Origin of the sequence: Aliivibrio sp. A6, assembly GCF_028765505.1 — a bacterium.
GTDB classification, from domain to species: Bacteria; Pseudomonadota; Gammaproteobacteria; order Enterobacterales; family Vibrionaceae; genus Aliivibrio; species Aliivibrio finisterrensis_A.
This window is the reverse complement of sequence record NZ_JARACR010000006.1, coordinates 107,058-122,098: the sequence shown is the minus strand read 5'-3', so window position 1 is coordinate 122,098 and position 15,041 is coordinate 107,058. Positions and strand designations below refer to the sequence as shown.

At 39.1% G+C, this 15,041-nt stretch carries 10 protein-coding genes; 6 read left to right on the top strand and 4 right to left on the bottom strand.

Annotation, left to right across the window (positions count from 1 at the left end; translation table 11 throughout):
* Positions 1–143: 143 nt before the first annotated feature.
* On the bottom strand, positions 144–2,165 hold the full coding sequence (locus PVK70_RS05890; protein ID WP_165367124.1) for an alpha-amylase family glycosyl hydrolase: 2,022 nt from the start codon (positions 2,163–2,165) through the stop codon (positions 144–146).
* Positions 2,166–2,281: 116 nt separating this feature from the next.
* Entirely contained in the window at positions 2,282–2,602 is a 321-nt protein-coding gene (gene metJ / locus PVK70_RS05885) for a met regulon transcriptional regulator MetJ (protein WP_045101132.1), read from the bottom strand.
* Between the two features lie 184 nt (positions 2,603–2,786).
* On the opposite strand from metJ, the gene PVK70_RS05880 reads away from it, so the two are divergent.
* From PVK70_RS05880 to ilvN, 6 genes are all read left to right on the top strand, one after another.
* Positions 2,787–3,953 carry an O-succinylhomoserine (thiol)-lyase gene (locus tag PVK70_RS05880; protein WP_130043910.1) on the top strand — a complete coding sequence of 389 codons (1,167 nt, stop codon included), beginning with the start codon at positions 2,787–2,789 and terminating at the stop codon, positions 3,951–3,953.
* Complete coding sequence (locus PVK70_RS05875) at positions 3,953–6,370, top strand: bifunctional aspartate kinase/homoserine dehydrogenase II (protein WP_130047169.1); 2,418 nt, start codon at positions 3,953–3,955, stop codon at positions 6,368–6,370. Before PVK70_RS05880 ends, PVK70_RS05875 begins: the two co-directional genes overlap by 1 nt.
* 348 nt (positions 6,371–6,718) lie before the next feature.
* Entirely contained in the window at positions 6,719–7,708 is a 990-nt protein-coding gene (gene leuO, locus PVK70_RS05870) for a transcriptional regulator LeuO (protein WP_130047168.1), read from the top strand.
* 247 nt (positions 7,709–7,955) lie between these two features.
* The gene (locus PVK70_RS05865) at positions 7,956–9,806 is read left to right on the top strand and encodes an AMP-dependent synthetase/ligase (protein ID WP_130047167.1); all 1,851 of its coding nucleotides are present in this window, start codon (positions 7,956–7,958) and stop codon (positions 9,804–9,806) included.
* 348 nt (positions 9,807–10,154) lie between these two features.
* A complete protein-coding gene (locus PVK70_RS05860; protein WP_130047166.1) occupies positions 10,155–11,876 on the top strand; it encodes an acetolactate synthase 3 large subunit in 1,722 nt (573 codons plus the stop codon).
* Positions 11,876–12,370 (top strand): acetolactate synthase small subunit, encoded by a 495-nt coding sequence (gene ilvN, locus PVK70_RS05855; protein ID WP_130047165.1) that lies wholly within the window; start codon positions 11,876–11,878, stop codon positions 12,368–12,370. The genes PVK70_RS05860 and ilvN overlap by 1 nt, the downstream gene beginning before the upstream one ends.
* Before the next feature lie 391 nt (positions 12,371–12,761).
* Here the strand turns inward: ilvN and pykF are convergent, their stop codons facing one another.
* Both pykF and PVK70_RS05845 read right to left on the bottom strand, forming a co-directional pair.
* Positions 12,762–14,174, bottom strand: coding sequence for a pyruvate kinase PykF (gene pykF, locus PVK70_RS05850; RefSeq protein WP_130043919.1), 1,413 nt, complete (start codon positions 14,172–14,174; stop codon positions 12,762–12,764).
* A gap of 385 nt (positions 14,175–14,559) precedes the next feature.
* Complete coding sequence (locus tag PVK70_RS05845) at positions 14,560–14,961, bottom strand: hypothetical protein (protein WP_130047163.1); 402 nt, start codon at positions 14,959–14,961, stop codon at positions 14,560–14,562.
* Positions 14,962–15,041 lie beyond the last annotated feature (80 nt).

Here is a 15,041-nt window from a genome sequence, read left to right as displayed (position 1 = left end):
TGAGATAGTGCTCACGTGAGAAGATATTTAAAAATAGGAATTAATGTAAAAATAGAGGAAATAAAGAAAACAGGAAATAATCAGAAATGTGATCTAGCTAATAATTGACCTCATTAGCTAGAAATAGTTCACTTTATATTCGATTATTTACATTTAGAAACCATCATTGATTTTGGTTTTCCTTGAGGATTAAATTCTAAACTCCATACATAATTACCATCTTCAGGAAGATAGATCGCGGTATCTTGGCCGTAGCCACCGTTAATCAATGCATTCGATTGGCCTAGTTTTGGTGATAATCCATCAACAGTGTATTGAGCTCCCCAGTCTTTTGTTGCGTATTGCATTTTATAAGGACCTCGTTTTTCGTTTATCACTACTTGATAGATACCGTTTCCTTTATATTGATAGGATCTAGGTTCTTTGTGGCCCCAGCGAGAATCTGAGAAATCACCTACAAGGTATAGAGTGTCTTTAATGGGCGCATTAGTAATAGGCATTGTCGGATTATCACATTTGGCCATAAAACCGGTGCCATATAGGGTAATTTCTTTTGCTTCTACTTTCGGGCCTGTAGGGTTTGGTTTTTCTATCTTTAAAAATCGGCTTTCAAAGTTAGATAACGGAATGGTATATATCCCTTCAATGGGACTAAATTCTTGGTTAGTTAATAAGTCGACTAAATTACCTTTTGAACCTATCTGTTCAGCTTTAAGAGAAAGCGTTTGGTTCTGCTTTTGAGTGCTAACCATGAATAAAATCGTATTATTTTCTGCTTGCTTATGATCTACATATACCGCCTTATTAGCGATAATATTGGTTCTGACACCTTCCGATAACGCGGGGTTTTCAATACGTAAAGTCATTAACTCTGAGACGTAGGTTTTTAAGTTAAGTTGGTCAGGTGTTAGTGTTGCAGTAAGGCCATGAATTTTGGCGGATGAGCGAGCGATGTGGTCATCACATACTCCTTTAATAGCACAAGTGTCTTTATTTTCTTTGTTAGAGAAACCATCAACTTGATCGCCAATTTCATCTCCGTAATAAAGAGTGATAGGGCCGGTATAGGCTGCTTGGAATGAAAGGGCTGCTTTATGACGTAACCAATAATTCCTGTCACTTGGTTCTGCAATATCACCACGTTGTAATAAATCACCAAAGCGAACGACATCATGATTGCCTAGCATTAGGTTTGGCGATGCGTGTGAAGGGTAGAGTTCATGCATTTGCATTCCTTCATTAAGCCAATCACCGCCTTTATTTCCTACACCACTCTCATTGACGGCAAAGGTTTCAGCGACACGAAAGCGTAAAGGAAAATCAAAAGCAGAGCAAAGCGCTGGGTTTTGCTCAGTACCATAACCTGTTTCTGTAATATAGCTTTCGTTATTCCAGATCTCAGCCACCATGTAACCGAGCGGGTTAACTTGTTCGCCTTTATTATTAATATACGTCGTGTTTTGTGATGCATTATCAACGGCTTTTCTAATGTTTATCCAAGATTCAGTAGGGACTTGGTAAGCTTGATCTAATCGCCAACCATCAATCTTTAATTCGGATATCCAATAAGCTGCGACTTCAGAGTAAAAGTCTTCGCTCTCAGGATAGTCAACTGGATTATTGCTGCCACTCGGTAGTAAGCCTGATGGTGATGGCTTAATGAGGCCTTCTTTATGGTGACCAAATACACCATCAAATAAGACATACATTCCACGTTTATGTGCTTCTTCTACTAATTCTTTTGCTTTTTCTAATGTGCCAAAGCGAGGATCTATTTTAAAAAAGTCAGTAGCAAAATAACCGGTAGCATCGAGCTTATCTGCCCAATGATCTTGCCCCTCAATGGGAGCAGATTCAAAAATAGGCGTCATCCAAATGGTATTCATGCCAAGTGATTGAATATAGTCTAATGAATCAATGATCCCTTGCAGGTCGCCATTATGATGACTCGGACCATAGCCAGTACCGTGACCAATGTTTGGATCACCATCAACAAAGCTTTCCACCATAATTTGGTAGATGCGTAAATGATTACTTTTTTCCATCATCTGTGGATTACATTGATAGGCTGAGGTTGTTTGTGTTGTTTCTGAGGTTGAGCTACAAGCGCTCAGTAGAGAAGTAATAGCGAGTGCTATCGCTGTTTTTGCTATGTTATTTTTCACAGTTAATCCTTTATATTTATAGTAGGGCACTGTGATTGTTTATTAAGCAAGTAGAAATGTAATCCTCCTGATTTATAAAAAATGAGGAGGAGACAGGAGGCGGAGATGAAAGTTATTTACTCGTCGTCAAACGCTTCGAATTCAATGCCCATTGCGGTCATTAATGCTTTTGCTTCTGCAGGAATATCATCAGGGCGGTCTTTACGTAGATCTTCGTCTGTAGGTAAAGGTTGGCCTGTATAAGCATGAAGGAAAGCCTCACATAATAGTTCACTATTCGTTGCGTGACGTAGGTTACTTACTTGGCGACGCGTACGTTCATCAGTAAGGATTTGCAGTACCTTTGTTGGAATAGAAACAGTAATTTTTTTTACTTGTTCGCTTTTTTTACCATGTTCGGCATAAGGACTTAAATAGTCACCATTCCAATCAGCCATTGTTCACCTTCGTTCAGAATTATTGATGTTGAGTTAGAGTCTCTAATTCTAGCGATATTTACGGCTATAAGCAAAGATATATAGACGTCTAGAAGTATTGACGTCTCATTTTGTGGTGGTAAAGTAGAAGAATATAACTTATGGATTAGATTATACCACTGCTTAGCAGTTTGGAAGGGAAATTATGAGCGAGAGAAAACCGGCAACTATTGCAGTTCGTACTGGCATTGAAAGCGATTCACAACATAATGCGGTTGTGCCTCCTATCTACTTATCAACTAACTACAGCTTCCCTGAATTTGGTGATGTACCAAAGTACGATTATGCTCGCTCAGGAAACCCAACTCGAACACAACTAGAGACCACCTTATCTGATTTAGAGTGTGGTGCTGGTGCGGTTGTGACAAACTGCGGTACTTCAGCGCTTAATCTAATGGTTTCAGCTCTGCTTGGTCCTGATGATCTTATTGTTGCCCCTCATGACTGTTATGGCGGAACGTATCGCTTATTTAACACTCGCGCTAATAAAGGTGACTTCCAAACCTTATTTGTTGATCAATCGGATACTAAGGCTTTAGATGCCGCCATTGCTAAAAAGCCTAAACTTATTTTATTAGAGACCCCTTCTAATCCATTAGTTCGAGTGGTAGATATTGCTGAAATTTGTCAAAAAGCCGCAAAAGTAGGTGCTTTAGTTGCTGTTGATAACACTTTCCTTTCTCCTGTCTTACAGCAACCTTTAACGCTTGGTGCTGACTTTGTCCTTCACTCGACAACTAAATACATTAATGGTCATTCTGATGTTGTTGGTGGCGTATTAATCGCAAAAACACAAGCGCACGCAGATGATCTCGCATGGTGGGGAAATTGCATTGGTGCAACAGGCACTGCATTTGATAGCTACTTAACCTTACGTGGTATTCGTACCTTAGGTGCGCGTATGCGAGTGCATGAAGAGAATGCAATGGAGGTGCTTAAGTGTCTTCAAGAAGAAGCATTAGTAGGCACAATTTATCACCCAAGCTTACCTGAGCATCCGGGCCATGATATTGCTAAACGCCAACAAGCAGGGTTTGGTGCAATGTTAAGCTTTGAGCTAAATGGGTCATTAGAGCAATTAAAGGTGTTTGTAAAAGAGCTTAAATATTTCTCTTTAGCTGAATCACTTGGTGGAGTAGAAAGTCTCATTGCCCATCCGGGTACCATGACCCATAGAGCGATGTCTGATGAAGCGCAAGCAGAAGCCGGATTGGCTCCAACACTATTACGTATTTCCGTTGGATTAGAAGACAGCCGAGATCTGATTGCCGATCTTAAACAAGCCTTCCTTGTAGCAGCAGGAGTGAAATAATGACAGGAGTCGTCACGCGCCAGTTACATAAATTTGGTGGTAGTAGCCTTGCTGATCCGGAGTGTTACCGTCGTGTAGCTACCATATTAAAAGAATATTCTCATGATCATGATTTAGTGGTTGTCTCTGCTGCGGGTAATACAACGAACCGAATTTTAGAATGGTTTGAGGCACTATCAAAAGATGGTCGCCTTGCGCATGAAGTATTGGGATCCTTACGACAATACCAACAAGGTTTAGTCTCTGAATTATTGACCGTTGAAAATGCAGAGCCATTGCTTGAGGAGCTGCATAAGGAGTTGGTCGCTATTGGTCAATTATATGCTCCTTTGACAGAAGTTCAGCAAGCGGATGTACTTGGTCATGGTGAAGTATGGTCTTCAAGATTACTTGCTGCTTATTTAAATCAAATTGATCTACACGCTACTCCGCTTGATTCTCGTACTTTTTTACGCGCAGAGCGAGCTGCTCAGCCAGAGGTTGATCGCACACATTCTTGGCCATTATTCAAAGAGCAAATTGCTCAGCATCCTCATGGGCGTATTGTGATAACCGGGTTTATGGCTCGCGATCAAAAAGGAGAAACCGTTCTGCTTGGTCGTAATGGTTCAGACTATTCAGCAACCGTCATAGGCGCATTAGCTGAAGTTTCTCGCGTTACCATTTGGAGCGATGTCGCTGGGGTATTTAGTGCCGATCCTCGTAAAGTCGACGATGCGTGTTTATTGCCATTACTTCGTTTAGATGAAGCGAGTGAGTTAGCTCGGTTAGCTGCTCCTGTATTGCACAGTCGAACATTGCAACCTGTTGCTCAGAGTGCGCTTGATTTAAGTTTACGCTGCAGTTATCAACCAGAATCTGGTTCGACTAGAATTGAGCGAGTATTAGCTTCAGGGCGTGGAGCTAAAATTGTTACGTCACTTGAAGAAGTGTACTTAATTCAATTAGGCTTTGGTCGAGGGCAAGATTTTGAACGTGCAAAACAAGAGGTCCTTTCCCTTCTTACTCGCTCTCAGCTTCAGCCTTTGGCTTTAGAAGCACAAGCGGATCAATTTACATTATTACTTGCTTATACCTCTGAAGTCGTCAATGAAGCATTAGATGTATTACAGAGCTCTGCTGTTCATGCTGAGATTAAACTTAAAGAAGGCTATTCGATGATCGCTGCCGTTGGGGCTGGCGTGACAAGCAATGCTATTCATAGCCATGGTTTCTATCATCAGCTAAAAAACTGTCCACTTGAGTTTGTGTGCGAATCAGAATCTGGGTTAAGTTTGGTGGCGATATTACGCACGCTAGATACTACGCCTGTGATCAATGGCATTCATACGCATTTATTTCAGGCTCAGAAGCGGGTTGCACTGGTTTTATGTGGGCATGGCAACATTGGATCTCAATGGTTATCTCTGTTTACTCAACAAAAACGTAATCTTGAAAAGCGTCATGGGATGCAGTTTTCTCTTGTTGGCGTAATTGACCGTCACCGCCATTGGCTGGATTTTGATGGATTAGAGAGCGCTGCGATAACGAAACGCTTTGATGATGAAGCAATTGCTTATCAAGAATTTTCTTGGATAGAACAGCTTGGTGCAATACAGGGTTACGATGATGTGGTGGTATTAGATGTCACAGCAAGTGCCGAGCTATCACAGCAATATACAAAAATTGCAGAGCAAGGTATTCATCTTATTTCTGCTAATAAAGTCGCAGGCTCAGCACCAAGCGATGAATATCAAGCTGTGATTGATGCATTTGCTAAAACAGGTCGTCATTGGCTATATAATGCAACCGTTGGTGCAGGCCTTCCGATTAATCACACAGTAAGAGATTTACGAGAAAGTGGTGATGAGATCCTTGCGTTATCCGGTATTTTTTCAGGCACCTTATCTTGGTTATTTCAGCAGTATAATGGTGATGTACCGTTTACAGAGTTAGTTGATCTCGCATGGCAACAAGGATTGACTGAACCAGATCCAAGAAACGATTTAGATGGTTCTGATGTCATGAGAAAGCTAGTTATTTTAGCTCGAGAGGCTAGGTTAAAAATTGAACCGACTCAAGTTAAAGTCGAATCTTTAGTGCCTACTGAATTAAAAGATGTCAGCTTAGACGATTTCTTATCAAAAGGAGAGCTCATTAATATAGAGTTGCTCGAACGCTTAGAGAAAGCCAAAAAAGAACAGAAAGTATTACGTTATGTTGCTCGTTTAAATAAAGATGGCAGTGCGACAGTAGGCATTGAAGCCTTGTCTGAATATCATGCTTTAGCAAATTTATTACCTTGCGATAATATCTTTGCTATTGAAAGTAAATGGTATAAAGATAACCCATTAGTTATCCGAGGTCCTGGGGCAGGAAGAGAGGTAACAGCCGGAGCTATTCAGTCAGATTTAAATCGTATCTCTGCGCTTTTTTAATACCTTAAATAACCGTCTTATTATTTGAGCCATGTTATATAACATGGCTTTTTTGTACTCATTGTAAGAACAAACGGATTTAACACGTTTTTAGGTTATTTTATATTTTTTATCAGGTCCTTGTTTTATAGGGGCTTAGCTGCAATTAAGTTAAATTAAGCATAAATTAAAATTAAAATATTTTGCATGCTATGGATTTTGTAAATCTATTCAGTGATGATGGCCCTGAGTTGGCTAACATATATACGATAAATAGTTCGAAACATAACAATAATAAGCGTAGCCACTCATTCTTTAGATATTAATTTTTTTGAATTAATTGATTCACTGCCGATTGAGAGAACCATAATGAATACGCCCAAAATTACCCCAATGCTTGGAGATATAGCAGGAAATAGTGTCAGTTCAGAACAGGTGCTGCGAAGTGTCGATTTAAATCTATTAACTGTATTTGATGCTGTGATGCAAGAGCAAAATATTACACGTGCGGCTCACAATTTAGGAATGTCACAACCAGCAGTAAGCAATGCGGTTTCTCGATTAAAAGTTATGTTTAATGATGAATTATTTATTCGTCATGGAAGAGGCATACAACCGACACAACGAGCTCGCCAACTATTTGCTCCAATGCGCCAGGCATTACAATTAGTCAAAAATGAATTGCCAAGCTCTACATTCTCTCCTGAAACATCAGCAAGACAATTTAAACTCTCTATTTGCAGTCCATCGGACATTCGTTTTGCTCCGCGTCTTATGCGAGATATTCAACAAAAAGCGCCCCATATAAACCTTAAGCTATCTGGTGAGCATGAATCTGATATCGCTCAAAAATTACGTTACCAAGAAGTCGATTTCGTTATTGATTATGTGCGCTTTGATCAGCCGGGATACATGAGTACCGAGTTATTTACTGATGAACTTGTGGTTGTAACCTCTGTAAATCATCCTCGAATTCAAGGAAGCATAACAAAAGATCAGTTGGCGAGTGAGAAACATGCCGTGCCAGCTCGTCTTGAGAATACCAAAGGTTTTGCCGATCATATTTACATGGACCCAATTTATGAGCAAGCTTATAAAGGGGCCAGTATCAGCAATATTCTTTATGTAGTTTCTCAATCAGAGTTGATTACCGTAGCACCACGATGGCTAGTAAACTCAATGCCAAATCGTGCTCAGTTATCGATTCTTGACTTACCATTAGAATCAAAAAGTATCAGTGGTTACTTAAGCTGGCACGATTCATACCAAAAGGACAAAGGGCATATTTGGATGCGTGACCAACTAATGCTTATTTGTGGTGAAGAAGTCGTAGCATCAAGTAAAGGAATGATGTTTTAGTTTACGGTATTAGAAATAGTATAAGTGTTTTAGGCAGTGTATTTACACTGCCTTTTTTGTCGGTGCTCATACGATATAAATAAAATGTAGCTTTTAAATAATTAAATTGTTAATAGCACACTCGTGAAATGGGTTTCACACAACAATACTTACATTTTATACAGAGAAACAGTTGCCTTTTTTGCCACCAATTGTACACTTTGTGCAGATTATAGCTTACAAGTGTAAGCCTAAAGGTGAATTCGAGATGACTATCCAAAACCCACATATTGTAAAAGAGATCCGCCAACATATTGCTAATAAGCCAAATACTACCGCATTGCGTGAACGTAAGTGCAGTATTTTAATTGATACTGAGTGCGAAGCGTGGAGTGATATTACTTGGGGGCAATTTGGTGAGCAAATGGATACATTATCATTAGCCCTATTAGCTCATGGATTGAAAGTACAAGAAAAGGTAGGGATATTTTCAAATAACATGCCTCGTTGGACGGTTGCCGACTTTGCAACGATGCAATTGCGTTCTGTACCTGTACCTATTTACCCAACAAATACACCAACTCAAGCGGCTTACATTATAAATGACGCTGATATTCGTATTTTATTTGTTGGTGAACAAGCTCAATATAATGCCGCCGTGGTTATTTTTGAGCAATGCCCTCAATTGACTCATATTGTAGCATTGAGTGATGATATTGATTTAAATGATCATCAAGCGGGTATCTCGTGGAATGATTTTGTTTCTAAAGCTGATGATATACATAAAGAGGAGCTTCAAGCTCGTCTAGATAGCGCTGAAATGGATGACTTACTGACATTGATTTATACCTCAGGTACAACCGGTGAGCCAAAAGGCGTGATGTTAGATTATATTAATGTCGGTTCACAGCTAGAGGCGCATAACACAAATTTAGCATTAACAGAAAAAGATGTGTCACTGTGTTTTTTACCTTTATCTCATGTGTTTGAGCGTGCATGGACGTTCTATGTGCTTTATAAAGGCGCAACAAATTGCTACCTACCAAATACAAACTTAATCAAAGAAGCGTTGATAGAAGTCAAACCAACAGTCATGTGTGCTGTTCCTCGTTTTTATGAAAAGATTTTCTCAACGGTTCATGAAAAAGTATCTCGTGCACCCGCTCATCGCAAAGTGATGTTCACTTGGGCTGTAAACATGGGCGCGAAAATGTCAGCGTGCCAGCAAGAACAGCGTGAACCATCATGGCTACTTAAACAATCACATAAGATTGCAGATAAACTAGTATTGTCAAAGCTACGCATGATTTTAGGCGGTAAGATTAACTTTATGCCATGTGGTGGTGCAAAATTAGATGCGACAATTGGGCGTTTCTTCCATGCACTTGGCGTAAATGTAAAATTAGGTTACGGCATGACAGAAACCACAGCAACGATCTCATGCTGGGAAGATGGTAAATTTCATCCGGATTCTATCGGAACATTAATGCCTGGTGCCGAAGTTAAAATTGGTGAGAGCAGTGAAATTCTTGTTCGTGGCCCAATGGTCATGAAGGGGTATTACAATAAACCTGAAGAGACAGAAAGTAACTTTACTGAAGATGGCTTCTTAAAAACCGGTGATGCAGGTGAGTTTGACGCAGAAGGTAACTTATATATCACTGACAGAATTAAAGAGTTAATGAAAACGTCTGGTGGTAAATATATTGCACCACAAGTGATTGAAGGTGCGATAGGCAAAGATCACTTCATTGAACAAATTGCCGTTATTGCCGACACTCGTAAATTTGTATCTGCACTTATTGTTCCTTGCTATGACGCTCTAGAAGAGTACGCGAAAGAGCTAAATATTGCTTACCATGACCGTATGGAACTAATAAAACACAGTGAAATCGTAGAGATGCTTGAAAAACGCGTAGCAAATTTACAAAAAGAATTAGCTCGTTTTGAACAAGTGAAAAAGTTTACTTTGTTGTCTAAAGAATTTTCGATGGATAAAGGCGAACTGACGCCAACTCAAAAACTACGTCGTAAAGTGATCAATGAGCGTTATCAAGACGAGATTGAAGAAATGTACGATGAGAAAAAAGATCAAAAAGGAAGGAAAGATAAATCATAACTAATCTTTATCCTTCTGAATAATAAAAGAAACCAGTCTTATATAGGCTGGTTTTTTTATATAAAAAAAATACCATTTCATCTATTTTATTTTATATAAAATCAGAGCCTTAGTTTTCAACCTTAAATATATCGATGATTTTAATAAAACACCTCTAGACCAACGTGCTAATAAAAGGTTAAAGTTGTTTCGTGATGGTGGCTTTTGTTATCAATAACCGTTATCTACATAGGATTTTAATTTAATTAATATCGGTTTAGGCTAAAAATAAGCCCTAACTATGTAAACCATGAACTTATCGATAATTCATTTCGTATAAGTTGAGGGTTTAAATGTCTGGAGATAAATATGGAAATGTTATCTGGCGCAGAGATGATCGTACAGTCTCTGATTGATGAAGGTGTTGAGCACATTTTTGGGTACCCTGGTGGTTCAGTGCTAGACATTTATGATGCACTACACATGAAATCTGAGGATATTCAGCATGTGTTGGTAAGACATGAGCAAGCCGCTACGCACATGGCTGATGGATTTGCTCGAGCAACTGGTAAACCGGGTGTGGTTCTTGTTTGTTCAGGCCCTGGAGCAACCAATACGATTACAGGAATCGCAACCGCCTATATGGATTCTATTCCGATGATTGTGCTTTCTGGAAACGTACCAAACAGCATGATTGGAACTGATGCTTTTCAAGAGTGTGACATGGTAGGTGTTTCTCGTCCGATAGTTAAACATAGCTTTTTAGTTAGAAAAGCCGAAGACATTCCTGAAATTATAAAAAAAGCATTTTATATTGCTTCAACAGGCCGTCCTGGACCTGTTGTTATTGATATCCCAAAAGATGTCATGAGCCCTGCGTTTAAATTCCCTTATCAATATCCGACGTCGATGTCATTGCGATCTTATAATCCAACGACAACAGGGCATAAAGGTCAGGTTAAAAAAGGCCTTAAAACCCTTTTAGCTGCAAAAAAACCAGTGCTGTATATTGGTGGTGGTGCTGTTATCTCATCAGCAGAACAACACGTTATTAAATTAGCAGAATCACTTAATTTACCTGTAGTCAGTACGCTTATGGGCTTGGGTGCTTTTCCTGGCACACATAAAAATGCATTAGGTATGCTAGGTATGCACGGTACCTATGAAGCGAATATGGCGATGCATAACGCTGATTTAATCTTTGGTGTTGGGGTGCGCTTTGATGATAGAACAACCAATAATTTAGAAAAATATTGTCCTGACGCCACTATCATGCATATTGATATCGATCCTTCATCTATTTCTAAAAATGTTCGAGTTGATGTACCTATTGTTGGCTCGGCAGAGGTCGTTTTAGAGTCGATGCTTAAATTACTTGTTGAGCAAGGTGGAAGTAATGATGAGGCAGCTTTAGAACAATGGTGGAAAGAAATTTCAGTATGGCAAGATAAAAAATGCTTATCTTACGAAACCTCACCTGACCGTATTAAGCCTCAACAAGTGATTGAAACCTTACATCGACTAACGAATGGTGATGCTTATGTCGCGTCTGATGTTGGTCAGCACCAAATGTTTGCTGCGTTATATTACCCATTTAATAAACCACGTCGTTGGATTAACTCTGGTGGCCTTGGCACCATGGGATTTGGCTTACCAGCCGCATTAGGTGTGAAGTTTACTCATCCTGATGAAGTGGTTGTGTGTGTCACTGGTGATGGCAGTATTCAGATGAACATTCAAGAGCTATCAACAGCATTGCAATACGATATTCCAGTTAAAATTATCAACTTAAATAACCGTTTCTTAGGTATGGTTAAGCAATGGCAAGATATTATCTATCAAGGTCGTCACTCTAATTCTTACATGACATCAGTACCTGATTTTGCTGCGATTGCAGAAGCTTATGGTCATGTTGGTATTCGAATCAACCATCCTGATGAGCTTGAATCTGGATTAGAGAAGGCGCTGTCATTAACAGAACGTCTGGTGTTTGTTGATATAAATGTAGATGAAACAGAGCATGTTTATCCTATGCAGATCAAAGGTGAAGCAATGGATAAAATGTGGCTAAGCAAAACGGAGAGAACCTAATGAGACATATAATTTCACTATTATTAGAGAATGAATCAGGTTCTTTATCGCGCGTAGTAGGCTTATTTTCTCAGCGTGGTTATAACATTGAATCGTTAACCGTATCACCAACAGAAGATCCAACGCTTTCTCGCTTAAATATTACGACGGCAAGTGATGCCATGGAACTTGAGCAGATCCAGAAACAATTACATAAATTAATTGATGTAATTAAAGTTCAAGAAGTGACGGAAACTGAACATGTTGAGCGAGAGTTATTATTGGTTAAAGTGAAAGCGAGTGGTTTTGCAAGAGCAGAAGTGAAACGTACAGCAGATATTTTTCGTGGACAGATTGTTGATGTAACCAGTTCTCTATATACCATTCAGCTTGCTGGAACGTCAGAGAAACTTGATGCATTTATTTCTGCGGTATCAGAAGTAACTGATGTGGTAGAAGTCGCTCGAAGTGGGGTTGTTGGTATTGCTCGCGGAGATAAGGCGTTAAAAGTATAATCTGTTTATTATTTGTTACTTTTTAATCTTAACTATAAAGCCTTCCTTGTGAGGGTTTTATTTTGTCTGGATAATGGTTATTAGACTAAAGTCTAACCTTGTCTATACTTATGGCTACAAGATACACAAGTCTAATAGAGAACATTATTCTGCTAGTAGGGTGATGGAAGAGGACTGAAAATGATGTGAGGTTTCTATGTTTACTGACTTTTTAGTAAGGCTTACTGTAGGAAGTTTGGCTGTTTTAGGTTTTAAGTTGAGTGCGATTTATTTTTTATTAATGGTGGTATTAATCGCTACTCATAACAAAGAGTTTTTTGGATGGTGAACATGCCATAAAAAAAGAGGGCTAAGCCCTCTTTTTTATTAATTAGCTATACTCGTTTATGAATTATAGTACGTGTACAGATGCTGTGTTTGTTGTGCCTGATGGAACTAGAGCACCAGAAACCATAACAACGATGTCGCCTTTCGCGCCGATACCAGACTCAAGAGCTAGTTCTTTACCGCGTAGGTAGAATGCATCAGTGCTGTCGATAGAATCAACAACCATTGGTGTAATACCTTTAGAAAGACAAAGCTGTGCAGCAGTCTTAGTATTAGTTGTTACAGCGATGATTTTAGCTGTTGGGAAGTATTTACGGATTGAGCGAGCTGATTTACCAGCTTCAGTAGCAACAACGATAACAGGAGCGTTTAGTTTCTCTGCTGTATCTACTGCACCTTTACACACAGCTTCAGTAATACGTAGACGTGGGCTGTCTAGACGAGAGCCTAGCTCTGCTTTTAGTGCTGAATCTGTACGAGCACAGATTTGAGCCATGATAGTTACCGCTTCAACAGGGTATTTCCCTTTAGCTGATTCACCAGAAAGCATTACTGCATCTGTACCATCCATGATTGCGTTAGCAACATCACCCGCTTCTGCGCGTGTTGGACGTGGGTTTTTGATCATAGAATCAAGCATTTGAGTTGCAGTGATTACAACTTTACGTGCACGGTTACATTTTTCGATCATCATCTTCTGAGCGAAGATTACTTCTTCAACTGGGATTTCAACACCAAGATCGCCACGAGCAACCATGATACCGTCAGAAGCTTCTAGGATTGAATCGAAGTTATCAACACCTTCTTGGTTTTCGATCTTAGAGATGATTTGAATGTTCTCGCCGCCATTAGCAACAAGAAGTTCACGGATTTCTTTAACGTCTTCTTCTTTACGGATGAAAGAAGCAGCAACGAAATCAACACCTTGCTCACAACCAAATTTAAGGTCAGCTTTATCTTTTTCAGAAAGAGCAGGAAGTTGAACAGAAACACCAGGAAGGTTAACACCTTTGTTTTCGCCTAGGTCACCGTTGTTAAGAACTTTACATTTAACTTCAGTTTCAGTTGTCGCAACAACTTCCATTTCGATTAGACCGTCATCAACAAGGATAGTGTTACCAACTTCAAGATCTTTAGCAAAGCCTGGGTAAGTAACAGCAACAACGTCTTTGTTACCAACAACAGAAGTATCTGTTGTGAATGTGAAGTCTTGACCTGCAACTAGAGCAACATCGTCGCCGTTTTCTAGTTTGATTGTACGGATCTCAGGACCTTTAGTATCAAGAAGAATAGCAAGTTGCTTGCCAGTGTTTTTCATTACTTGACGTACGTTATCAATACGTTGGCCGTGTTCTGCGAAGTCGCCGTGTGAGAAGTTTAGGCGCATAACGTTCATGCCAGCATTTGCTAGTTCAGTTAGTTTTTCAACAGATTCAGTTTTTGGGCCGATCGTACAAACGATTTTGGTCTTTTTCATGTGAGAAATCTCTCCAGATGAGTATATTTAAAATGATAAACGCAGTAATGCTCAGCCAATGTTTGAAGTGTTGAAAAATTACAACAGTTTGTTCTTCATAAAACACGATAGCTAAGCATTGAAATTCAATAATTACCTGTATTTTAGCTCGAAAAGAGTAATGGATTATTGATTCAGGTAAACAATTTGTACTTTAATCACAATATTAAAAACAAATTTACATTACTCGACATAATTTCGAACATGTCTTTTTCGTAAGTTTCTATCTATTTTGATGCAAATTCTAACAGCAAAAGTCGTGAAGATCACTTTCTAGTTAGTATGATCTTTGGCAAATATTTATTTTATTACTCGAAATAAAAAAGGCGCATTAAGCGCCTTTATATTATTGATTTTCAATTGGTTGATATGCTTTAAGTTTTTGCATACCTTTAGCTAACTTAACGAACCAAGTACCAATAGCAAGGACAGAGATTACTGCACCAACAATTGGAATTGCAGCATAAACTTTATCAAGGACAGAGCTGTCTACCCAATAATCAAGACCCGCAGCCATACCACTCATTGTTGCAGCTGTTACTGCTAGAACAACGAAAAATGTTAGGAAAAGAAAAAAACTTTTAATGATCGCGTAGTAATGGCTATCAATGACTTCATCATTTGTGCCCTTATTCATTTGGTAGCCTGCATAAATAATCGCAACAATACCTGAAGCCATAAGAGTAATTGGAGTTAGTAGGCTTGCGATATAAGCAAACCAAATACCATTATCTGTTTTCTTTGACATAATATTTGTCCAGTAATGAAATGAATACTTGCAAGTATATACCTTATTTTTATTATGGGAATATACTTGCGAAGTTGTGA

Bases quoted from the DNA above. Each gene is read 5' to 3' on its own strand.
- metJ (WP_045101132.1), bottom strand. From the start codon at position 2,602: ATGGCTGATTGGAATGGTGACTATTTAAGTCCTTATGCCGAACATGGT.
- PVK70_RS05880 (WP_130043910.1), top strand. From the start codon at position 2,787: ATGAGCGAGAGAAAACCGGCAACTATTGCAGTTCGTACTGGCATTGAA.
- PVK70_RS05875 (WP_130047169.1), top strand. From the start codon at position 3,953: ATGACAGGAGTCGTCACGCGCCAGTTACATAAATTTGGTGGTAGTAGC.
- leuO (WP_130047168.1), top strand. From the start codon at position 6,719: ATGAATACGCCCAAAATTACCCCAATGCTTGGAGATATAGCAGGAAAT.
- PVK70_RS05865 (WP_130047167.1), top strand. From the start codon at position 7,956: ATGACTATCCAAAACCCACATATTGTAAAAGAGATCCGCCAACATATT.
- PVK70_RS05860 (WP_130047166.1), top strand. From the start codon at position 10,155: ATGGAAATGTTATCTGGCGCAGAGATGATCGTACAGTCTCTGATTGAT.
- ilvN (WP_130047165.1), top strand. From the start codon at position 11,876: ATGAGACATATAATTTCACTATTATTAGAGAATGAATCAGGTTCTTTA.
- pykF (WP_130043919.1), bottom strand. From the start codon at position 14,174: ATGAAAAAGACCAAAATCGTTTGTACGATCGGCCCAAAAACTGAATCT.
- PVK70_RS05845 (WP_130047163.1), bottom strand. From the start codon at position 14,961: ATGTCAAAGAAAACAGATAATGGTATTTGGTTTGCTTATATCGCAAGC.